The sequence below is a fragment of the Kitasatospora sp. LaBMicrA B282 genome (assembly GCF_050325825.1).
Classification (GTDB): domain Bacteria; phylum Actinomycetota; class Actinomycetes; order Streptomycetales; family Streptomycetaceae; genus Kitasatospora.
The window spans coordinates 1-21,520 of sequence record NZ_JBNQTI010000120.1 but is presented as its reverse complement, the minus strand read 5'-3'; the positions used below and the strand labels follow the sequence as shown (position 1 = coordinate 21,520).

Below are 21,520 nucleotides of genomic sequence, written 5' to 3'. Positions count from 1 at the left end.
TCAACTCACTCCTTCGGATTCCGGGTCGAGGGCCGCACCGAGCCCGGCCAGCACGGCCAGGTCGGTGCGGCCGGTGGTGGTGGCCTCCAGGTCGAAGACCAGCCGCTCGGTGGGCGGGAAGCCGATCAGCTCGGCCGCCCGGGTGGAGAGCGGCTGCGCGAGCGCCTCGGCGGACTCCCACAGCTGCACGGCGCCCCAGCGGTTGCGCTCGCGGTCGGCGATCCAGGTCTTCAGCACCAGGCCGTCGAACTGCGCCCACCGTTCGACCGCCTCCTCGCGCAGGAAGCCCCGCAGCGAGTCGATCGTCGCGGTGGAGCCGTCCAGGTCCCACCAGGCGATGACCACCTTCATCAGGCCACCACCGCGCCGACGCCGAGCACCTCGGCCAGCCGGGCGCCGACGATCCGCACGCCGTCCTGGGTCAGCACCGACTCGGCGTGGAACTGCATCGAGGCGAAGTGCGGGCCGCGCAGCGCGTGCACCTCGTCGGTGAGCGGGTCGCGGCTGACCTGCACCCGGCCCACGCCGGGGCAGTCCAGCAGCTCGGACGGGCTGGAGGCGGCGAAGGTGTTGTAGAAGCCCACCCGCTCGGTGGCGCCGAACAGCTCGATCTCCCGCTGCACGCCCTGGTTGGGCACGTCGCGCCGGCGCAGCTCCAGCCCGAGCAGCGTGCTCAGCACCTGGTGGCTCAGGCAGACCGCCAGGAAGGGCCGCCGCTCGTCGAGCAACTGCCGCACCGCGCCGCGCAGGTGGGCGATCTTCGGGTGCTCGGCGTGCCGCGGGTCGCCCGGGCCGGGGCCCATCACCACCAGGTCGTAGCCGTCGAAGGCGTACGCCTCGTCGAACCGGCGGACCGTCACGTCCAGGCCCAGCGAGCGCAGTTGGTGGTCGATCATGGAGGTGAAGGTGTCCTCGGCGTCCACCACCAGCACCCGGCGGCCGACCAGCTCCGGGTGCGGACGCTCCCGGGCCTCGGTGTCGGCCAGCCAGAAGCCGGCGATGGCGTCGTTGCGGCCCTCCAGGGCGGCGCGGACCTCCGGGTGCGAGCCGAACCGGCGCACCGGGTCGCCCTCCAGGGCGGCGAGCAGCCCGGCCGCCTTGGCCCGGGTCTCGGCCACCTCGGACCACGGGTCGGAGTGGCGCACCAGGGTGGCGCCGACGCCGATCCGCACCCGGCCGCCGGCGTCGATGTCCGCGGTGCGGATCAGGATCGCCGAGTCCAGGCTGCGCTCGCCGTGCCGGTCGCGGCCGATCAGCGCGGCCACCCCGCTGTAGTAGCCGCGGCCCTGCGGCTCGTAACGGCTGATCACCCGGGCCGCGCTCTCCAGCGGGCTGCCGGTGACGGTGGGCGCGAACAGGGTCTCGTGCAGCACCTCCCGCGGGTCGCGGTCGCTGCGGCCCTCGATGAAGTACTCGGTGTGCGCGAGCCGGGCCATCTCCTTGAGGAACGGCCCGACCACCCGGCCGCCGGTCTCGCAGATCCGGGCCATCATCTTGAGTTCCTCGTCGACCACCATGTACAGCTCGTCGGCCTCCTTGCGGTCGGCGAGGAAGTCCATCACCTCCGGCAGGCTCGGCCCGCCGGCCGGGTACCGGTAGGTGCCGCTGATCGGGTTCATCACCGCGACGCCGCCGTGCAGGCTGATGTGCCGCTCGGGGCTGGCGCCGATCAGGGTCCGGTCGCCGGTGTGCACCAGGAAGGTCCAGTAGGCGCCCGACTCCTGCTGCGCCAGCCGGCGGAAGAAGGCCAGCGCGGCGGGCGGACCGTACTCGGAGATGTCGGCGACGAAGGTTCGCTTGATCACGAAGTTGGCGCCGGCGCCCTCGCCGATCTCCTCGCCGATGACCCGGCGCACGGTGTCCGCGTAGGCCTCGTCGGAGAGGTCGAAGGCGCCGCCGGTCAGCCGGGTGCGCACCTCGGGGATCCGGGCCAGCGCCTCGGCGACCGGGTACGCCTGCTGTTCGGCGACGGTCATCGCGATCAGCGGCGCGCCGTCGTCCGGCGCCTCGAAGCCGCGCTCGGCGAGCTGGCGGTAGGGGATCAGCGCCAGCACCTCGTGCCGGCCGGCCGGGCCGTCCTCGGCCAGCGGGATGCCGGCCAGGGTGGCCGGGGTGTCGACAGGGCCGGCGAGCACCTCCAGGGTGCCCGGGGCGGACTCCGGCCGGTGCAGCAGGGCGAAGGCGGGCAGGGCGCCCGCCAGCGCGCGGGCGAGTAGGTCGGTCATGCCAGCACCTCCTTGGCGGTCAGGACGACGGCGCACCGCTGGGCCGCGTACTCCAGCGCCATCCGGTGGTGGCGCTCGGAGAAGTCGGCCACCGCGTCGGCGACCAGGAACGGCTGGATGTCGTTGGTGAAGGCGTCGACGGCCGACATCAGCACGCCGACGTGCGCGTAGACCCCGCAGATCACCAGCTGGTCGCGGCCGGCGGCGCGCATCCGCTGCAGCAGGTCGGAGCGGAAGAAGGCGCTGTAGCGCCACTTGGTCAGCAGCCAGTCCTGCGGGTTGGGCGCGAGCTCGTCGACGATCTCGCGGTCCGCCGGGTCGACCCGCATGCCGGGGCCCCAGAAGTCGGCGAGCAGGCCGCGCTGGCCGGCGTCCATGCCGCCGGGCTGCGCGGTGTAGGCCACCGGCATCCCGGCCGCGACGCAACGCTCGCGCAGCAGGGCCGCGTTGGCCACCAGTTCGCGGCGCGGGCCGTCCTCGGGCAGCGGCTTCAGGAAGTACCGCTGCATGTCGTGGACCAGCAGCACCGCGCGGTCGGCGTCGACGCTCCAGCCGGCGGTGTTGCCGGGCAGGTCGCCGATGGTCGGCATCGGGTAGGAGTCGATCGGGGGGATGCCCGCTGCCGGGCGGTCCGGGGTTCGGGTACTGCTAGGCACCGAGACTCGCGCCTCCATCCACGGTCAGGTCGTGCAGGGTGATGTGGCCGGCCTCGTCGGAGAGCAGGAAGACCACGGCGTTGGCCACGTCCTGCGGAGTGGCCAGCTTGCCCAGCGGGATGCCCACGCGGTACGCGTCCGGGTTGCCGGCGACGGTGTGCTGCCGGTCGGTCTCGTCCGCCCACATGGAGCTGAGCATCGGGGTGTCGGTGGAGCCGGGGGCCACCAGGTTGCAGCGCACCCCGTACTGCGCCACCTCCAGGCCCAGGCTCTTGGTGAAGAGCGTCGCGGCCGCCTTGGAGGCCGCGTAGGCGGCCATCTCGCTGCGCGGGGTGACCGCGGCGTTCGAGGCGACCGTGACGATCGCGCCCCGGCCGCGCGGCACCATGCGGTTGACCACGGCCCGGGAGAGGTGGAAGACCCCGGTCGCGTTGACCGCGAAGGTGGTCTGCCAGTCCTCGTCGGTGTAGTCGCGCACCGGGCCGAGCCGCAGCACGCCGGCCGCGTTGACCAGGTAGTCGATCGGACCGAGTTCCACCTCGATCCGGGCCACGGCGGCCTCCACCGACGCGGAGTCGGTGACGTCCGCCGGGAAGGCCTCGACCCGCAGGCCGTCGGCGGTGAGCTTCGCCACCACCTCGGCCAACTGCTCGGCGTCCCGGTCCACGGCGGCCACCACGGCGCCGCGCTCGCCCAGGGTCCGGGCGACCGCGGCACCGATGCCGCCGGCCGCTCCGGTCACCAGAGCTACCTTGTTGTCCATGTTCGGACCTCCCTACTGGCCGGGCCCGCGCTGCGGACCCGGCGGTGATGGATGGGGATGCCCGCGGCGCGCGGTCAGCCCCGCCAGGCCGAGACCACGGCCATGGCCTGCGCGGGGTTGAGCCGCGGGTCGCAGAAACTGGTGTAGCGCTCGCCCACCCGGTCGAGCGCGCCCGCGTCGGCCACGCACTCGGTGACCTCGTCGGGCGTGGTCTCCAGGTGGAGCCCGCCAGCCGTCGCGCCGGCCTCGGTGACCGCCTGCTGGAAGGCCTGCACCTCGCTCACCACGTGCTCGACGAAGCGGGTCTTGAGGCCGCCGGGCGCGCTGACGGTGTTGCCGTGCATCGGGTCGGTCAGCCAGATCACCGGGTGGCCGGCGGCCTTGACGGCGCGCACCAGGGCGGGCAGCCGGTCGGCGGCCAGCTCGGCGCCCATCCGGGCGATCAGGGTGAGCCGGCCGGGCTCGCGGTCCGGGTCGAGGACCTCGCAGAGCGCCAGCAGGTCGTCGGGGGTCATGGTCGGGCCGACCTTGCAAGCGACCGGGTTGACCACCTGGGCCAGCAGCGCCACGTGGGCGCCGTCCAACTGCCGGGTGCGCTCGCCGATCCACGGGAAGTGGGTGGAGGTGAGCAGCGCCCGGCCGGTCTCGTCGCGGCGCACCATGGGCAGCTCGTAGTCGAGCAGCAGCGCCTCGTGGCTGGTCCAGACCGGCGGGCAGATGGTGGAGCGCTGCGCGGGGTCCAGCCAGCCCAGGTGGCCCATGGCCTGCCGGGCGGCGCGGTAGCCGCTCAGCAGCCGCTCCGGGTCGGGCCGGCGGCTGGCCGGGTCGGCCGCCGGGCCGTTCACCATGTGGCCGCGGTAGACCGGGAGTTCACGGCCGTCGACGACCTCGGTGGGCTTGGAGCGGGGCTTGGCGAACTGGCCGGCCATCCGGCCCACCCGCACCACCGGCTGGTAGGTGGTCATCTTGAGCACCCCGGCCAGCGCGTCCAACAGGCCGGCCTTGCGGGCGACGTGGTCCTCGCCGCACTCGGCCGGGTCCTCGGCGCAGTCGCCGGCCTGCACCAGGTGCGCCTCGCCGTCGGCCACCTGGGCCAGCAGCGAGCGCAGCCGACGGACGTCGTCGGCCTTGACCAGCGGGTCGCTGAAGGCCAGGGTCTGCTGGACCCGGGCGAGTTCGTCGCGGTCCTCCCAGTGCGGCTGCTGAAGTGCGGTCCGGGATCTGGTGAGTTCGAGCAGTTCGTGGTCCAGCTCGCCCGGGGCGGTGGTCGAGCGGAAGTCGAGCAGGGCGTTATCCACGGCGATCTCCATGGTGTCTGGTCAAGGGGTCTTGAGACCCTGGACGAGGGCGGCGACGTCGGTCACCCGGCGGGCCTGGAAGGCGACCGCGGCGAGGTTCTCCTCGTGCACCTGGCCCGGGCGGTTCCGGGAGACGGCGCTGCTGCCGTACGGGTTGCCGTTGTTGGGCTGGAACAGCACCGGATCGGTGGACCCGTTGCCGAGGATCAGCGAGCCCCAGTGGCAGAAGGCGTTGTGCAGCGCCAGGATGGTCGTCTCGTGGCCGCCGTGCGGGGCCGAGCCGGAAGTGAAGGCCGACACCGCCTTGTTGGCGAGCTTGCCCGGGATGGAGAGCGGGGCGGTGGTGTCGATGAAGCGCAGGACCGCCGGGTGCGGCAGGCCGAACCGCACCGGGGTCCCGAACAGGATCCCGTCGGCCCAGTCGAGGTCCGCCAAGGTGGCCTCGGGGATCTCCGTGCTCTGGGCGGCGAGGTCCGCGGCGGCCTCCTCGGTGCCCGGGACGTAGGACTCCTCGGCCGGCTGCGGGATCCGCCGCAGGCGCACGTCGGCGCCGGCCTGGCGGGCCGCCTCGGCGGCCTCGACCGCGAGCCGGTGGACGTTACCGGTGGAGGAGTAGTAGATGACAGCGACGTTGGTCATGACCGGGTGGCTCCCTGGCGCGATTGGCCTGTTCGTTCGACGGATCCTGTTACGGGCTCGATCACCCGGCCAACGGCGGTCGGGGCACTTCGTCAGGTGATCGGAACTCCATCAGGTCCGGGCCGCGGGGCGACCTGACATGGATCGCCAAGCTTCGCCGACCAGGGGTGACTTGGCCCATATTCTCGTCCCAGCCATGCTGCGCGACGAATGCGCCGGGACCCGCCGAGGAGTGATCCAGCTTTGAAAGAAACACCGCCGGCACCCGCGAGCCGCGGGCACCTGAGGCAGCTGGTCGCGGAGGGTGTCTCGCCCTGGTTGGACGGTGTCCACCGCGGCCTGCTGGCTTCGGGTGCCGCGGCGCGGCTGATCGCCGAGCTGGGGGTGCGCGGAGCCACCTCCGACCCCCGCACGCTGGCCGACGCCTTCGCCCACAGCCTCGCCTACCGGGAGCAACTGGTCCGGCTGGCCCGGGAGCGGGTCTCGGCCGACGGTGCGCTGTGGGCGGCCTCGGTCGTGGACCTGCGGCTCGCCTGCGACGTGTTCCGCGGGGTCTTCGAGTCCACCCACGGCTACGACGGCCTGGTCTCGATGGACCTCGACCCGCACCTGGCCCACGACAGCGCGGGCACCGTGGCCGAGGCCGCGGAGCTGGCGCACGCGGTGGACCGGGTCAACGCGCTGGTGAAGATCCCGGCCACGCCGGCCGGGCTGGCCGCCATCCGGGAGTGCACCGGCCGGGGCATCGGGGTGCACGCCACCGAGATCTACTCGGCCGAGCGCTACTCCGAGGTGGTCAACGCCTACTTCGACGGCCTGGAGCTCGCGCTGGCCGCGGGCCGCGAGTTGGGCGCGATCGCCTCGGTCGCCTCGCTGCCGGTGCGCAGCCTCGACCAGGAGATCGACGTCCGGCTCGACGAGCTGGCCGGCGGGGACCACCACGCGCTGCGCGGCAAGGCGGCGCTGGCCACGGCCCGGCTGCTCTACCAGGTGTACGAGGAGCACCTGGGCGGTGAGCGCTGGCGCTACCTGCGCGCCGCCGGCGCCCGACCGCAGCGCCTGATGTGGACCGACACCGCGCCCGACCGCCCCGGCACGCACAACCGCTACGTGGAGACGCTGATCTCCTGGGGCACGGTGAACGCGCTCCCGCTGGCCTCCCTGGAGGACGCCGCGCAGCACAGCCGGCTGCAGGGCGACACCCTGATGGGGCAGGCGGAGAAGGCCCGGCTGGTGCTGGACGCGCTGGGGCGGCTGGGCATCAGCTACGAGGCGGTGGTGCGCAAGCTGGAGGCCGAGAGCATCCCGCGGCTGATCGACTCCTGGCTGCTGCTGCGCGAGGTGGTGAGCGAGCAGCTGGACCTGATCGCGGCGGGGGCACCGGACCGCGGTGGGCCCGGTGCCCCGCAGGCCGGCGGGCCGGTGCTCAGCGCACCGGCACCGGAGCCGCCTGCGGGGCCGCCGGGCGGGGCTCCGCCAGCGCCCGCTCCAGGAGTCTGAGCCGGTCGCCCTCGGGGAACTCCGCGCCGGTCAGGGCGAGCATCGGCATCGCCTTCACCACGGTCTCCTGGTACTCCAGTTCCGGGTCGGAGAGGGCGATCACCGCGCCGCCGACGCCGTAGCGGATGCTGCCCTCGGTGATCACGGCGGTCCGGATGACCACGCTCAGGTCCGCCGCACCGTTCAGCGAGAAGTAGCCGATGGCGCCGGAGTAGACCCCGCGCGGCCCCTGCTCCAGCCGGTCCAGCAGCTGCATGGTGCGCACCTTGGGCGCGCCGGTCATCGAGCCGGGCGGGAAGGCGGCCCGCACGCAGTCCACCGCCGAGCGGTCGCTGCGCAGCTGGGCCCGGACGGTGCTGACCAGTTGGTGGACCTTGGCGTAGGACTCGACCGCGAAGAGCTCGGTGGCCGCCACCGAGCCGGTCTCGGCGCACCGGCCCAGGTCGTTGCGGACCAGGTCGACGATCATCAGGTTCTCGGCCCGGTCCTTCTCGTTGCCCCGCAGGTCGGCGAGGAGCGCCTGGTCCTCCTGCCGGTTGGCGCCGCGCGGCCGGGTGCCCTTGATCGGCCGGCTCTCCGCCAGGCCGGTGCGGTCCACCCGCAGGAAGCGCTCGGGGGAGGTGCTCAGCACCGACAGCCGGCCGAAGGAGAGCAGCGCCGCGTACGGCGCCGGGCTGACCCGGCGCAGGTAGCGGTAGGCCTCCCACGGGTCGGGCGGGTTGTCGCCCGCCAGCATGTTGGTCAGGCAGACCTCGTAGGTCTCGCCGGCGGCGATCTCCTGCTGGCAGGTCTCCACCAGGTCGAGGTAGGCCGCGTGGTCGTGCCGGGCGCTGAGCCGGCCGAGCGCCTGCGGCGGACTGGCCAGGTGCAGGCGGCGGCCCTCGGTCAGGGCCAGGCGTTCGGCGGCCAGGTCGAGCCAGGCCTGCGCCCGCTCCTCCTGGCCCGGCTCGGCCAGTGCCAGCAGGTGGCTGGTGCCGGTGGCGTGGTCCAGCACCAGGGCGCGGGCGCTGAAGACCAGCACGGCGTCCGGGGTGGGCGCGCGGTGCACGGCCCGGCCGCCGCACTCGGCCTTCAGCTCGTAGCCCAGGTAGCCGACCCAGCCGAGCGCGAAGTCGAAGGGCAGCTCGGGCAGTTCGGTGCTGATGTCGCGCAGGTCCCGGTCGAGCCAGTCGAGGAACGGGCCGGCGATCACCTCGGTGCCGCTGGCCGAGTGCACGGTGACCGTGCCGTGGGTGACGTCCGCGCTGGCGACCCGGCCGAGCGGGCCGGAGGCGTCGCCCATGATGGAGAACCGGCCCGGGCCGTCGTCCGGGCGGCTGCTGTCCAGCCAGTAGGCGTGCGGGCCGCCGCGGAACAGCCGGTGGTAGGCCACCTCGTCGTCCCAGCGGGTCACCAGGGTGCGGGTGAGCAGCTTGAGTTGACGGCGCGGCAGGTAGCGGGTCGCCGGCGCGGGCAGGCTGGGCGGCGCCGGGCGCAGCGGGCGGCCGTGCACCCGGTGGTGCTCGCGGGCCAGCTCCAGGAAGTTGGCGAGCAGCCGGTGGCCGTCGGCGCCGCCGATCGACTCGGGGTGGAACTGCACGCCCCACAGCGGCAGGTCGCGGTGGCGCAGCCCCATCAGCAGGCCGTCCGCGGTCCACGCGGTGGCCTCCAGGATCGGCGAGAGCCGGGAGACGGTCAGCGAGTGGTAGCGGACCGCGTCGAAGGGCGAGGGCAGGCCGGCGAACAGGCCGGTGCCGTCGTGGTGCACCGGGGAGAGGCGCCCGTGGTAGGGCTCGGGCGCCCGCTCGACCTGGCCGCCGTGCACCGCGGCGATGCCCTGGTGGCCGAGGCACACTCCCAGCACCGGCAGCTCGCCGCGGGCCAGGATCTCGGCGCAGTGGCCGAAGTCGGCCGCGTTCTCCGGCGAGCCGGGGCCGGGGGAGATGACCACCGCGTCGTAGTCGTGCACCAGGTCGTAGTGCCAGTGCGGGTCGTCGTTGACCACCACGTCCGGCTCGGTGCCGTTGACCTCGGCCAGGTACTGCACGAGGTTGAAGGTGAAGGAGTCGTAGTTGTCCAGCAGCAGGATGCGCATCGGTTCCCGGTCCGTCACAGTCGACCGCTCTCCAGCTCGCCGGAGCGCAGCAGCGGGCCCCACATCGCCTGCGGCGAGTCGAGCGCGGTGATCTCGATCAGCATGTGCTCGACCGCGTTGCCCCAGTCGTCGATCTGGGTGCTGCCGACCAGCTGCAGCCGGCGGCCGGTCTCCTCGGCCAGCTGGAGCAGGGTGGCCAGGTCGCCCCGGGAGGAGAAGTGCAGCAGCACCCGGCCGCCCGGCGCGAGCCAGTGCGGGGCCTGGGCCAGGAAGCGGCGGTGGGTCTCGTAGCCGGGGTCCACGTAGGCCCGCTCGTGCACGTGCTCGTACACGTAACTCTCGGGCGCCATCACGTAGTTGGAGCTCCAGAAGATGGTGTCGAAGCGCTCGCCGGCGGGCACCGCGGCGAACAGGTCGCCGTCGACGGCGCGCAGCCGGTCGGCGACGCCGTGCCGGGCGGCGTTCGCCGCCGCGTTGTGGGCCGCCGCGGGGTTGATGTCGGAGGCCACCACGCGGTCGCAGCCGGCGAGCGCGGCCATCACCGCGATCACTCCGGCGCCGCAGCCGATCTCCAGCAGGCTCCCGGTGGGCGCCGGCAGCTCGCCGGTCAGGCCGAGCAGCTCGAGCGCAACGCTCGTCGACGGGGAGTCGGTTGGCGCGAACACGTCAGTGAACAGGTCCCATTCACGACCGTGCGCCCAGAACGTCGACTGCCCGCTCTGCCGTCCCCGCGATGCCCGGCTGCGCTCCAGCGACCGCCGGTAGTCCATGATCTCCAGCATCAGCTTCCCCTCACAGCTGAGCGGCACTAGCGCCGCTCCCGCCACTCTGACCCCATAAGCCTCACTCGTGTGGCGGTGGCGACGGAAGGTGATCCGGCTACACAGGCTGTCAGCGACCCCGGTGGTCGGGGCACCAGTGCTCCCACCACAAGGCGCCCTGACCTGCTTCGATCGGTCTACACCTACAATTGACGTGCAGTCCGGCGTGCCCGTACCTTCCGGTACGCTAGTTAGTCAACTTGGGCGACCGCGAAGGGGGAACAGGAGCTTTGCAGTCGCGAACCGAGATGGCGGCGTTCAGTGTGCTCGAATTCCTGGCTGCCGAGGCACCGGTGCAGCAGTTCGAGGACCTGGTGGAGGAGGCGCGCCAGGGGGGCGTCCGCGACGAGGAGATGGCCCGCCTCGAGCGGCTCAAACGCCTCGGGCTGAGCATCCGCTCCCAGGCCAGGCGCCGCCAGCAGCGTGAGGCGGGACTCGCCGCCCTGGTCGACACGGCCCGCGACCTCGCGATGCCGTACGACCTGGACAGTCTGCTGAAGGTGATCACCCGCCGGGCCCGGCTGTTGATCGGCGTGGACATGTCCTACATCAGCTACACCGACGAGAAGGAGGGGTACGTCTACATCCGTACCTCCGACGGGCACACCTCCACGCTCAGCGTCGGGCTGCGGCTGCCCGGCGCCGAGGGCCTGGGCAGCAGCGTGCTGCGCAACCCCTCGCCGTTCTGGACCGCCGACTACCTGGCGGACGAGCGGATCTCGCACAGCAAGGCGATCGACGAGGTGGTCCGGGCCGAGGGCCTGCACGCCATCATGGGCGTCCCGCTCAGCCACCGGAACCACCCGCTGGGCGTGCTCTACGTCGCCGACCGCAACATCAGACAGTTCTCCACCGACGAGATCGCCCTGATGAGCTCGCTGGGCGACCTGGCCGGGGTGGCGATCGAGAAGGCCCAGCTGCTCGACCAGGCCAGCGCCACCGTGAGCAGCCTGGAGCAGCACACCTCGCTGACCGAGCACCGGCTGCACCTCACCCACGAGGTGAACGAGCTGCAGAGCCGGCTGATCGAACTGGCCCTCGGCAGCAGCGACGCCAGCGGTCCGGCCCGCGAGGCCGCCACCCGCCTCGGCGGCGCGGCGCGGGTCTACAACGCCACCGGCACCCTGCTCGCCGCGGCCGGCGAGCTGCCCGGGTACGACGAGAGCACTGTCGTCTCGGCCTCGATGGACGCGCACGCCGCGCGCACCCCGCTGCAACTGCCGGACGGCAGCTGGGTGGCGCCGATCTGCGCAGGTCAGACCGGACTCGGCACCCTCTTCCTGCGCACCGGCGAACGGCTGGCCGAGCTGGCGGCCGAGCCGGCCCGACTGGTCGCCCAGGTGCTGGCCATCCCGCTGCTGCTGGAGCACAACCGCTCCGCCGTGGCGGTCGGCCAGGTCGACGACGAGCTGCTCGACGAGCTGCTGGCCACCCCGCAGCGACCGCCCCAGCAGCTGGTGCTGCGGGCCCGCCGGCTGGGGATCGACCTCGGCAGGCCGCACGTGGTGGTGGTGGCCCGCCCCGAGGGGGAGGCGCACGGCAAGCTGGCCACCTGGTCCTCGCTCTACGCGCACCGGCAGAGCGGCCTGAAGCGGGTGCAGAACGGCCTGGCCGTGCTGCTGCTGCCGGGCACCGACCCGGCCGCCGCGGCCCGCGCGGTGCTGGAGGAGCTGACCCCGCTGCTCGGCCACCAGGTGACGGTCAGCTCGGCCGGCCCGGCCAGCGACCCGACCTCGGTCTTCCACAGCCACCAGGAGGCGCTGCGCTGCCTGGACGTGATGACCTCGATGGGTGCGACCGGCCGGTCGGCCTCCGCCGCCGAGCTCGGCTTCTTCGGCGTCCTGTTGGCCGACAACCACGACGTGGACGGTTTCGTCGACTCCACCATCGGCCCGGTCCTCGACTACGACCAGCAGCGGATGACCGAGCTGGCGCGCACCCTGATCGCCTACTTCGAGACCGGCAACAGCCCCACCTACGCCGCCCAGCAGCTCCACGTGCACACCAACACGGTGGCCCGCCGGCTGGAACGGATCAGCGAACTGCTCGGTGCCGACTGGCAGAAGCCGGAACGCGCCTTCGAGATCCAGCTGGCCCTGCGGCTCTCCCGGATCCGCCGGGCGCTGCTCGCGCGCCGGCCGGCCGACGAGGTCGACGAGGTCGAACGATCCGGCAGCTGACGGCACGTCACGAGGCGTAGCGCAGGTCGGTCGCGCCCGCGCTGCGCCGCAGCATGGCCACCGCGTGCGCGGTGGAGGCGAGCGTGACGTGGCGGTGCCAGCCGCTGAACGAGCGGCCGGCGAAGTCGCGGATGCCCACCTGGTCGGCGACCGTGGAGAAGTCGCGGTCCACCCGGTCCAGCAGCGTCCCGAGCCGCAGCAGCGCGGCCGGCGTGGCCTGCCGCAGGTCGGTCAGCCACAGCTCGGCCGGCCGGCGCTGGCCGGGCGCGGCCACGCCGAGCAGCAGCAGCTCCGGGTCGCGCCCGCCGCGGGTGCTGGCGCCCGGCAGCCGGACCGGCAGACCGGCGACCAGGCTGGTCCGCGGGGTGCCGTCGGTGGTGTGGTCGGACCACACCACCGGGCGACGCAGGTCGCGCGCGGTGCCGATCAGCTGCTGCGCGGGGACCGGTTCGGTGCCCCGGGCGGCGCCCAGGGTGGCGATCGGCACCAGCGGCAGCGCCCCGCCGATCCGCACCAGCAGCGGGGCACCCAGCGCCCGCAGCCGGCGGACCAGCCGCGCCGCGTCGGTCTCCCCGGCGTCCACCACCACCGGGCGCACCGGCAGGCCCCAGTCGCCCGTCCCCTGGAAGGCCGCCACCGCGCAGTCGCCGAGCGACTCCGCGTCCAGCCCCTCGGGGATCGCCGCCTGGCTGCGCCGCGGCTGGTCGTCCAGCCAGGCCTCCGGCAGCCGCAGCCGCCAGTTGACCGGGTAGCTGGAGTCCGCCGAGGCGGACCAGACGCCGACCGCCTGCTGCGCGTTGAGCATCTGGCCGAGCGAGGGGATGAAGCGGCGGTCCACGCCGACCGAGTGCTCGCCCGCCTTCGGGATCACCATCGAGCGCAGCACGTAGGCCTGCGGCGGGGCGATGTGCGCCAGGTGCTGGGCCAGCGCCTGGCGGACCGGGTCCCAGTCCCAGGTGGAGCTGGCGATGAAGTGGTGCAGGCTCTGCTCGGTGGCCTGGCCACCGACCACGGTGGCGATGTTCCGGATGGACTTGCGCCCCTCGGCGCCGAGCAGGCCGCGCACGTACTGGACGCCTCTGCGGCGCTGGTCGCTGCGGGGCAGCGACCCGAGCACCACGGAACACAGGGCCGTGAGGCTCACGTCGTCGGACAGGTCGGAGACGGGAGTCGGGGCCGGGGCCGACTCGGGCGTACGGACGGTTTGCAGGGCAAGGCTGCGCATCGGAATCCCCCTGGATGGACGATCGGGCCCTGGACGGACGACCGGGCTGGCTGGTCCACTTCGCGTTTTCACGCTAGGTCCGCGCCGTCCGCCGGCTAAGGTGCGCCGGTCACCCGGTTCGGCCGGCTTTCGGTGGCCCCGCCACCCCACCCACCACCACCCCGCCCCGGTGGGGCCCCTGCACCCCTGCGGGGGTGTGGTGCGCCCACCACCCTCGGGGGAGGGCACTGCGCCCGACAACGCGATGAGGCCCCCGGCGGCGGTGACGGACTCTCGTCCGCCGCCCGCTGCCGGGAGCCTCATCGCCCCTTCTGCGGCCCTCCGGCCGTCAGCCGGTGAAGTCCGCCAGGTGGTCCGCGACCCAGTCGGCGTAGCTACGGGCCGGCCGGCCCGTGATCCGCTCGACCGTGTCGCTCAGGTGGGTGGGCACTCCGTCGGAGTGGACCCAGTACCCGACCACCGCGTCCATCACCCAGACCGGGACGATCGGCTCCAGCTCGCGCCGGGCCTCCGCCTCGGTCAGCTCTTCGAACACCAGCGGCTTGCCGGTCACCTCGGCGATGATCTCCAGCTGCCGGCGCTGGGTCAGCGACTCCGGGCCGCTGATGTAGTACGCCTGGTTCTCGTGCCCGTCCTGGGTCAGCGCCGCGACCGCCACCGCCGCGATGTCCTTCTCGTGGATCGAGTCGCTGTGCGACTCGGGGAAGGGGAAGCGCACCTTGCCCTCGGTGCGGATGCTCTCCGGCCAGCCCCACATCAGGATGTTGGTGGCGAAGTTGTGCGGCCGCAGGAAGGTGTGGGCGATGCCCGAGGCGGTGATCGCCTCCTCCACCCGCTGGTGCATCTCGGTGATCGGCTTCTGCTCGGGGAAGGAGTCCACCACGGTCTGCGAGGAGAGCAGCACCAGGTGCTCCAGCCCGGCGGCCTTCGCCGCGGTCAGGAAGGACTCGATGCCCTGCGGCACCGCGTAGAGGAAGGCCTTGCGGACCCCGGCGAGGGCGGCCGGCAGCGTCTCGGGACGGGTCAGGTCCAGCTCGACCACCTCGACCGCGTCCGGCAGCGAGAGCTTCTTCGGGTCGCGGGCCGTGGCCCGGACGGTGGCCCCGGCGGCCAGCAGCTGCTCGACGACTGCGGCGCCCACCTGGCCACCGGCACCCACGACGAGGATCGGCTCGGTGCTCATGATGTCTCTGCTCCTTGATGCGTTGGGGGAGGTGACGGCCGATCAGCGGCCGGAAGGATCTGGTGCGTTGGTGCGGTGGTGTCCTGCGCTGTGCTGCACGGTGCTGTGCCGTGCTGCGCGGTGCTGCGGGTGTCGCGGGTCAGCCGGTGGGGAGCTCGCTGCGCTTGCGGGGCTTGGAGAAGCGCTTGGTGATCGGACGCTCGACCAGGACGTACAGGGCCCAGGCGACCAGGATCGAGATGCCGACCTCGGCGACCAGCAGGGCGATGCCGGCGGGGGTGGAGAACATGTGGGTGCCCAGCAGCTTGCGGGTGGTGGCCAGGACCACGAAGTGCAGCAGGTAGAAGGCGAAGGAGATCTCGCCCAGCCAGGTCATCGCCCGGTTGCGGAAGATCGTGAACCGGTCCTCGGCGTCCGCGATGGCGGTGGCGGCGATGAGCAGGACGACAGGAATGATACAAGCCGCACGCTGGCCGTAGAGATACGGAACGTAGTTCGTCAACACGTAGCCGGCGACCAGCAGGACGCTCGACCAGATCATCCCGATGTTCTTCCAGCGGCCGTTGCGCACCGCGTGGGCCACCAGCATGCCGAGCGCGAAGTCGAAGATGCGGACCGGCGGCAGGACGTAGGTGAACCAGTACTGCGAGACCGAGCTCAGCTCACCGCCGGGGATGCCGGGGCCGGAGGGCAGCAGGGCGTAGGCGAGGGCGGGGGCGGCGACCACACCGGCGACGGCGCCGGTGATCCAGTACTTCAGGTTCTGCGGGCGGATCCGCTGGAAGACCAGGTGCAGCAGCGGGAAGGCGGCGTAGAAGATCGCCTCCGCACCGAGCGACCAGCTCGGCGGGTCCACGCTGAAGTTGACGTTGAAGTCGGGGACCCACACCTGAAGCATGAACAGGTTGGCCAGGGCCGTGCGCACCGGGGTGTAGGAGGCGGCGAAGAGCACCATCGCCAGTGCCCAGGCGATCGCGTAGTTCGGATAGATCTTGACCAGCCGGCGGCGCCAGAAGGCCCGGGCGGTGTCCTTCTTCCGCGCCGACCAGGTGAGCACGAAGCCGCTCAGCACGAAGAAGAACGAGACTCCGAGGCCACCGGCCTGGCCGGCGATCTTCGCGTAGTCGAACTCGGCGCCGTTGTCGGCGAGGAACCGCAGCGAGGGGATCGGCAGCGCGGAGTGGTAGGCGAACACCAGCAGTGCGGCGGGGAAGCGCAGGCCGGTGAGCGAGGGCAGCCGGCTGGTCAGTGACCTCTTGGGTGTGGCCGGCGCGGGGGCCTGGGCGGCCTCTCTGATCGGGAGGCTGGGGGCGAGCTGGTCGGTGGCCATGAGTATCCGTCCTTGAGTACGGGCTGATGGAGGGAGTCGCGAGAAGGGGGTTCGCGAGGGTCCTGCTTGAGGGGTCCTGCTGGAGGGGTGCGGCAGGGGTGCTGCTCGGTCCTGCCGGTGTCTCTCTCGGGGCCTCGTCGGCGTCCCGATGGCTAAATTGCACTACACGGTGTAGGTCGGTGGCTGCCCTGCACGGTGTAGTGTGTCAAGTGTGCCGTCACCGGCCCCGCAGAACGCGGTCACGGTGAGTTGACGAACAATCCGCTGGGCCGGCGTCAGAACGGGGCCCCACTGAAAGGATCCGCGTCATGCGTGCAGCCTTCATCGAGCAGCTCGGACCGGCGCAGAACATCCGCTACGGCGAGGTCCCCGTCCCGGTCCCCGGCCCCACCGACGTCCTGGTGGACGTCCTGGCGGTCTCCGCGAACCCGGTCGACACCTTCGTCCGCTCGGGCGTCTTCCGGACCCCGGTCAGCTTCCCGTTCGTGATCGGCCGTGACCTGGTGGGCCGGGTCGCCTGGGCGGGCCCGGGCGCCACCGGCTTCGCCGGCGGTGACCTGGTCTGGTGCAACAGCCTGGGCCACGGCGGCCGGCAGGGCGCCGCGGCCGAACTCGCGGTGGTGCCGGCCGACCGGCTCTACCACCTGCCCGCGGGCGTGGACCCGGTGACCGCGGTGGCCGTGGTGCACCCCGCCGCCACCGCCTACCTCGGCCTGTTCACCCACGGGCGGCTCAGAGCCGGCGAGACCGTGCTGGTGGCCGGAGCCGCCGGCAACGTCGGCAGTGCCCTGGTGACGCTGGCCGTCGAGGCCGGCGCCCGGGTGCTCGCCACCGCCGCCGCCCGCGACGCGGAGTACTGCCGCTCGCTCGGCGCCGCGGCGGTCCTCGACTACCGCGACCCGGAACTCGCCGCGCGGATCCGGGAGAGCGCCCCGCTCGGCGTGGACGTCCACGTCGACACCTCGGGCGAGCACGACCTCGCCGGCGCCGTCGACCTGTTGGCCCCGCGCGGACGGATCGTCCTGCTCGCCGGCGCCCGCTCCCGCCCGGAACTGCCGGTCGGGCCGCTCTACATGAAGGACTGCTCGATCCGCGGCTTCGTCATCTCGCACGCCACCAGCGGCGAACTGGCCGAGGCCGCCGTCACCGTCAACCGTCTGTTGGCCACCCACCGCCTGCGCCCCCGTGCAGTCGAGGAGTTGCCGCTGAGTGCCGCGGCGGACGTGCACCAGCGCCTGGAGGAGGGGGAGTTGCACGGCCGCCGGGCGGTCCTGTGCCCCGCGCCCCTCCCCACCAGCCCCGACCGTCCCACCTCGACCGAAAGGTAGGTCATGTCCCCGCTCGCCACCGATCCCGCAGCCGCCCAGCGCCGCTCGGCCCTCACCCTGGCCCTGCTGGCCTTCGCCCAGCTCATCGTCTCCATCGACTACAACATCGTCTACGTGGCGCTGCCGGACATCGGCCACGGGCTGGGCTTCTCCGCCCAGACCCTGCAGTGGGTGGTCAGCGCCTACGCGGTCGCCTTCGGCGGTTTCCTGCTCTTCGGCGGCCGGGCCTCCGACCTGTTCGGCCGGCGCCGGATGTTCGTCCTGGGCCTGTCGCTGTACGCCGTCTCCTCGCTGGCCGGTGGTCTGGCCACCGACCCGGGCCTGCTGATCGGCGCCCGCGCCGTGCAGGGCCTCGGCGGCGCCTTCCTCTTCCCGGCCACCCTGGCCCTGGTGGTCACCGGCTTCGCCGAGGGCCGCGAGCGCAACCGGGCGCTCTCGGTCTGGGCCGCGGCCGGGGCCAGCGGCATGGTCGTCGGCTCGCTGCTCGGCGGCGTGCTGACCCAGGCCTTCGGCTGGTCGGCGGTCTTCTACGTCAACGTCCCGCTGGCCGCCGGCGCCGCGCTCTGCGCGCTGCGGCTGATCCCCGCCGACGGTCCCCGCCAGACCGGCCGCCGCTTCGACCTGCCCGGCGCGCTGACCGGCACGCTGGGCGCCACCCTGGTGGTCTTCACCCTGGTCCAGGGCCCCTCCTCGGGCTGGGCCTCGCCGCTGGTGCTGACCAGCGCGGTGGTCGGCCTGGCGCTGGTCGCCGGCTTCCTGGTGATCGAGTCGCGCAGCGCCGACCCGCTGATGCCGCTGCGCCTGTTCCGCAACCGCAACCTGAGCACCGGGGTCGGCGTCACCTTCCTCTTCATGGCCACCTTTGGCACCCTGCTGTACTTCCTGACCGTCTACTTCCAGACCGTGCACGGCTACAACGCGCTGGGCACCGGCATCGCCTTCCTGATCCCGATGGTCTGCGGCTTCGCCGGCTCGATGGCGGGCGGCCGGCTGGCCACCCGGTTCGGCGTCCGGGCCACCCTGATCACCAGCTTCGTGCTCGGCGCGGCCGGCACCGCGGCGATGGCGCTGGCCATGTCGCCCAGCGGCTCGTACGCGGCGCTGCTGCCCGGCCTGATCGTGCTGAGCCTGTGCCAGGGCGTCATCTTCACCACGATGTTCGCCGCCGCCTCCACCGGCGTCGACCCCTACGACCAGGGCATCGCCTCCGGCATCGTCTCCACCGGCCAGCAGGTCGGCAGCGCGGTGGGCCTGGCGATCCTGGTGGCCATCTCGAACTCTGGCACCAAGGGCCTGGCCGGCGAGGCGCTGCGCACCGCCACCAACCACGGCCTGCGCACCGCGGTCCTGGTCGCCGTGGCGGGCATGGGCCTGCTGGTGCTGGTGGGCCTGGCCTTCGAGCGGGCGCCGCAGCAGGCGGCCGCCGCCCCGGTCGAGGAGAGCGCCGCCGACCGGGTCGCCGAGCCGGTCTCGTCCTGACCTGACACTCTGTCGGCCGCTCGCGTGCGAGCGACCCGGCCACCCCGCTTTGATGGACGCGAGACGCACCACCACCTGATCTGCCCTACACGGGCTAGAGCAGCGACGCCGGGCCGCCCTGCCCGCGGCCCGGCGTCACCTTCCACGATCCTGAGGAGAACCAGCACCATGCCTACCGTTTCCGCCGGCAACGCCCAGGTCAGCTACCGGGTCGACGGCTCGGGTCAGGGCCTGGTCCTCGTGCACGGCACCGGCTTCGGCGCCGAAGGCACCTGGGGCCACCTGACCGAGCACTTCACCGCCGAGCGCACCGTGATCCTGCCGGACTTCTCCGGCTGCGGCGAGACCACCGACGACGGCGCCCCGCTGACCGCCGAGATCCTCGCCGGCCAGATCATCGCCGTGATCGAGGAGGCCGGCAACGGCCCGGTCGACCTGGTCGGCTTCTCGCTGGGCTCGGTGGTCACCGCCACCGTCGCCGCGCTCCGCCCGGACCTGGTGCGCCGCCTGGTCCTGATCGCCGGCTGGACCCGACCGGACGACCAGTACCTGACCAACCACATGCAGACCTGGGCCGACCTCAGCGGCCACCCCGAGGCCTTCGGCCGCTTCGGCACCCTGACCGCCTTCAGCCGCGACTTCCTCAACATCCTCGGCCCGGAGCAGATCGAGCAGATCCGCAAGGGCAACCTGCCGAGCGAGGGCGCGCTGCGCCACATCGACCTCAACCTGCGGGTGGACATCCGCGAGCTGCTGCCGAAGATCACCGCCGAGACCCTGGTGATCGGCTGCGCCAAGGACCACACCATCCCGGTCGAGCTCACCCGGGAGCTGCACGCCGCGCTGCCCGGCGCGAGCTACGCCGAGGTCGACAGCGGCCACGTGGTCGTCTACGAGAAGCCGGCCGAGGTGGTCAAGCTGATCCAGGACTTCCTCCACCAGGCCTGAGACCAGCCGGTCGGTCGGCAGCAGAGCCCCAGAGCCCCAGAGCGCCCGAGCCCCCGGTCCGTCGGACCGGGGGCCGTGTGGTGCGGGCACACCGGTCAGGCGAGCGCGGTCTGGATCAGCCGGTGGGGCTCGCCGCGGCGGACCAGGGTGCCGCGGCCGGTGGGCTGCGGGCCGGCGTGCACACCGGGGAAGAGCTCGCCCTCCCCGCGCTCGCCGCGCATCACCAGGCCGGTGGTGCCGCTCTCCCGCAGGGTGAGCAGGAACGGCTCGTACATCCCGCGGGCCGCGCCGGCGACCCGGCGGGTGACCACGAAGTGCAGGCCGATGTCCGGCGCCGACGGCAGGTACGGCACGAAGGGCGCCAGCGGCTGCTGGTTGGCCACCGTCAGCACGTCGTAGTCGTCGATCAGCACCACGATCCGCGGACCGGAGTACCAGGTGCCCTCGGCCAGCGAGCGCGGGTCGGCGTCCTCGTCCGGGATCCGCTTGGCCAGTTCGTTCGCGATCCCGGTCGCCAGGCCGCCGCAGATCTTGGCGTTGTACGCGTACCCGCCCTGGTAGGGCTCCGGCACCAGGTCGCGCAGCCCGCGCCGCGGGTCCATCACCGCGAAGACCAGCTCGTCCTCGCCGTACCGCTCGATCAGGCCGTTCGTGATCAGCCGCAGCAGGTTGGTCTTGCCGCACTCGTTGTCGCCGAGGATCAGCAGGTGCTGGTCCCGCTCGAACAGGTCCAACAGCACCGGCGCCAGCGCCTGCTGGTCCAGCCCGATCGGGACCCGGGCGGGCTCGGCCAGCCGGGACGGCAGGGTGGCGCCCTCCAGCCGGGTGGGCAGCACCCGCACCGGCGGCGCGGTCGCGCCGGACCAGGCCGAGCGCACCGCGGTGACCGCCTGGTCCAGGGCCGGGCCGAGCTCCGCCGCGCTCGCCAGCCCGTCGATCCGGGGCAGCGCCACCTGGGCCGACAGCTTGCCGTCGGTGAGCGCACGGCCGGGCCGGTCGGGGGTGAGGGTGGCCGCCAGCTGCCGGTCGATGCTGCTGTCGCTCGGGTCGTTGAGCCGCAGCTCCAGCCGGGTGCCGAAGGTGGCCTGGGCGGCGATCCGCACGTCGTTCCAGCGCAGCATCGCGCCCACCACGTGGATGCCGTAGCCGCCGCCGCGCTGCAGCAGGTCGGTCACCGCGTCGTCGATCTCGCTGAAGTCCTCCCGCAGCGCCCCGACCCCGTCGATCAGCAGCACGATGTCGGTGGAGCCCAGTTCGGGCAGCCCGCCCTGGGCGCGCACGGCCCGCAGCCGCTCCACCGAGTCGATGCCGTGCTCGCGGAAGAGCTCTTCGCGGGCGTCGAGCATGCCGCGCACCTCCTCGACGGTGCGGCGCACCCGCTCCCGGTCGGCCCGCCCGGCGACCGCGCCGACGTGCGGCAGACCGGCCAGCGCCTGCAGGCCGCCGCCCATCAGGTCCAGGCCGTAGACGCCGACCTCGGCCGGGGTGTGGGTGAGCGCGAGCGAGAGCACCAACGAGCGCAGCAGGGTGGTCTTGCCCGACTGCGGGCCGCCGATCACGGCCGCGTGCCCGCCGGCCACCGTCAGGTCGAGGGTCCACCGGCCCTGCCACTGGCGGGCCGGGTCGTCCAGCAGACCCAGCGGCACCCGCAGGGTGCCGGTCCGGCCGGCCAACTGCATGCCCCGGCGGCCGACCTCGAGCGGCCCGGCCGCCGCGTCCAGGGTGAGCGCCGCGGGCAGCGGCGGCAGCCAGATCTGGCGCACCGGCTCGGCGGCGGAGCGGAGTTGGTCGACCATCAGGCCGAGCACGGTGGGGCCCAGTGCCCGCTTGGGCCGCGGCGCGGCCGGCGCCTGCGCGGCGCCGGCGGCCGG

General features: G+C 73.2%; 17 protein-coding genes. 5 read left to right on the top strand and 12 right to left on the bottom strand.

Going from position 1 to position 21,520, the window contains the following annotated elements:
- The 6 genes from ACQRUO_RS27490 to ACQRUO_RS27465 form a co-directional block, all read right to left on the bottom strand.
- A complete protein-coding gene (locus ACQRUO_RS27490; RefSeq protein WP_428318770.1) occupies positions 1-351 on the bottom strand; it encodes a hypothetical protein in 351 nt (116 codons plus the stop codon).
- Positions 351-2,225 (bottom strand): anthranilate synthase family protein, encoded by a 1,875-nt coding sequence (locus ACQRUO_RS27485; protein ID WP_428318769.1) that lies wholly within the window; start codon positions 2,223-2,225, stop codon positions 351-353. Before ACQRUO_RS27485 ends, ACQRUO_RS27490 begins: the two co-directional genes overlap by 1 nt.
- Complete coding sequence (locus ACQRUO_RS27480; protein ID WP_428318778.1) at positions 2,222-2,815, bottom strand: isochorismatase family protein; 594 nt, start codon at positions 2,813-2,815, stop codon at positions 2,222-2,224. Before ACQRUO_RS27480 ends, ACQRUO_RS27485 begins: the two co-directional genes overlap by 4 nt.
- A gap of 58 nt (positions 2,816-2,873) precedes the next feature.
- Entirely contained in the window at positions 2,874-3,644 is a 771-nt protein-coding gene (locus ACQRUO_RS27475; RefSeq protein ID WP_428318768.1) for a 2,3-dihydro-2,3-dihydroxybenzoate dehydrogenase, read from the bottom strand.
- Positions 3,645-3,718: 74 nt separating this feature from the next.
- Positions 3,719-4,894, bottom strand: a complete 1,176-nt coding sequence (locus ACQRUO_RS27470; protein ID WP_428318777.1) for a 3-deoxy-7-phosphoheptulonate synthase — start codon at positions 4,892-4,894, stop codon at positions 3,719-3,721.
- Between the two features lie 69 nt (positions 4,895-4,963).
- Positions 4,964-5,581 carry an NAD(P)H-dependent oxidoreductase gene (locus ACQRUO_RS27465; protein ID WP_428318767.1) on the bottom strand — a complete coding sequence of 206 codons (618 nt, stop codon included), beginning with the start codon at positions 5,579-5,581 and terminating at the stop codon, positions 4,964-4,966.
- Between the two features lie 318 nt (positions 5,582-5,899).
- Here ACQRUO_RS27465 and ACQRUO_RS27460 point away from each other — a divergent pair, with 318 nt between their 5' ends.
- Positions 5,900-7,081, top strand: a complete 1,182-nt coding sequence (locus ACQRUO_RS27460; RefSeq protein ID WP_428318766.1) for a transaldolase family protein — start codon at positions 5,900-5,902, stop codon at positions 7,079-7,081.
- Here ACQRUO_RS27460 and pabB read toward each other — a convergent pair.
- Both pabB and ACQRUO_RS27450 read right to left on the bottom strand, forming a co-directional pair.
- Positions 7,008-9,155 (bottom strand): aminodeoxychorismate synthase component I, encoded by a 2,148-nt coding sequence (pabB, locus tag ACQRUO_RS27455; protein WP_428318765.1) that lies wholly within the window; start codon positions 9,153-9,155, stop codon positions 7,008-7,010. The genes ACQRUO_RS27460 and pabB overlap by 74 nt on opposite strands.
- A gap of 14 nt (positions 9,156-9,169) precedes the next feature.
- A complete protein-coding gene (locus ACQRUO_RS27450; protein ID WP_428318764.1) occupies positions 9,170-9,937 on the bottom strand; it encodes a methyltransferase domain-containing protein in 768 nt (255 codons plus the stop codon).
- Between the two features lie 269 nt (positions 9,938-10,206).
- Here ACQRUO_RS27450 and ACQRUO_RS27445 point away from each other — a divergent pair, with 269 nt between their 5' ends.
- On the top strand, positions 10,207-12,156 hold the full coding sequence (locus ACQRUO_RS27445; RefSeq protein WP_428318763.1) for a helix-turn-helix domain-containing protein: 1,950 nt from the start codon (positions 10,207-10,209) through the stop codon (positions 12,154-12,156).
- Between the two features lie 7 nt (positions 12,157-12,163).
- Here the strand turns inward: ACQRUO_RS27445 and ACQRUO_RS27440 are convergent, their stop codons facing one another.
- The 3 genes from ACQRUO_RS27440 to ACQRUO_RS27430 all read right to left on the bottom strand — a co-directional run bounded on the left by ACQRUO_RS27440 (position 12,164) and on the right by ACQRUO_RS27430 (position 15,894).
- A complete protein-coding gene (locus tag ACQRUO_RS27440) occupies positions 12,164-13,381 on the bottom strand; it encodes an IS701 family transposase (protein WP_428318762.1) in 1,218 nt (405 codons plus the stop codon).
- A 328-nt stretch (positions 13,382-13,709) separates the two neighbouring features.
- The gene (locus ACQRUO_RS27435) at positions 13,710-14,564 is read right to left on the bottom strand and encodes an NAD(P)H-binding protein (RefSeq protein ID WP_428318761.1); all 855 of its coding nucleotides are present in this window, start codon (positions 14,562-14,564) and stop codon (positions 13,710-13,712) included.
- Positions 14,565-14,703: 139 nt separating this feature from the next.
- Positions 14,704-15,894 carry an acyltransferase family protein gene (locus tag ACQRUO_RS27430; RefSeq protein ID WP_428318760.1) on the bottom strand — a complete coding sequence of 397 codons (1,191 nt, stop codon included), beginning with the start codon at positions 15,892-15,894 and terminating at the stop codon, positions 14,704-14,706.
- Between the two features lie 308 nt (positions 15,895-16,202).
- On the opposite strand from ACQRUO_RS27430, the gene ACQRUO_RS27425 reads away from it, so the two are divergent.
- The 3 genes from ACQRUO_RS27425 to ACQRUO_RS27415 all read left to right on the top strand — a co-directional run bounded on the left by ACQRUO_RS27425 (position 16,203) and on the right by ACQRUO_RS27415 (position 19,649).
- A complete protein-coding gene (locus ACQRUO_RS27425) occupies positions 16,203-17,222 on the top strand; it encodes an NADPH:quinone reductase (RefSeq protein ID WP_428318759.1) in 1,020 nt (339 codons plus the stop codon).
- A 3-nt stretch (positions 17,223-17,225) separates the two neighbouring features.
- On the top strand, positions 17,226-18,701 hold the full coding sequence (locus ACQRUO_RS27420; protein WP_428318758.1) for an MFS transporter: 1,476 nt from the start codon (positions 17,226-17,228) through the stop codon (positions 18,699-18,701).
- A 168-nt stretch (positions 18,702-18,869) separates the two neighbouring features.
- The gene (locus ACQRUO_RS27415; RefSeq protein WP_428318757.1) at positions 18,870-19,649 is read left to right on the top strand and encodes an alpha/beta fold hydrolase; all 780 of its coding nucleotides are present in this window, start codon (positions 18,870-18,872) and stop codon (positions 19,647-19,649) included.
- 95 nt (positions 19,650-19,744) lie between these two features.
- Here the strand turns inward: ACQRUO_RS27415 and eccCb are convergent.
- The coding region (gene eccCb / locus ACQRUO_RS27410) for a type VII secretion protein EccCb (RefSeq protein ID WP_428318756.1) at positions 19,745-21,520 on the bottom strand (1,776 nt) is incomplete at its 5' end.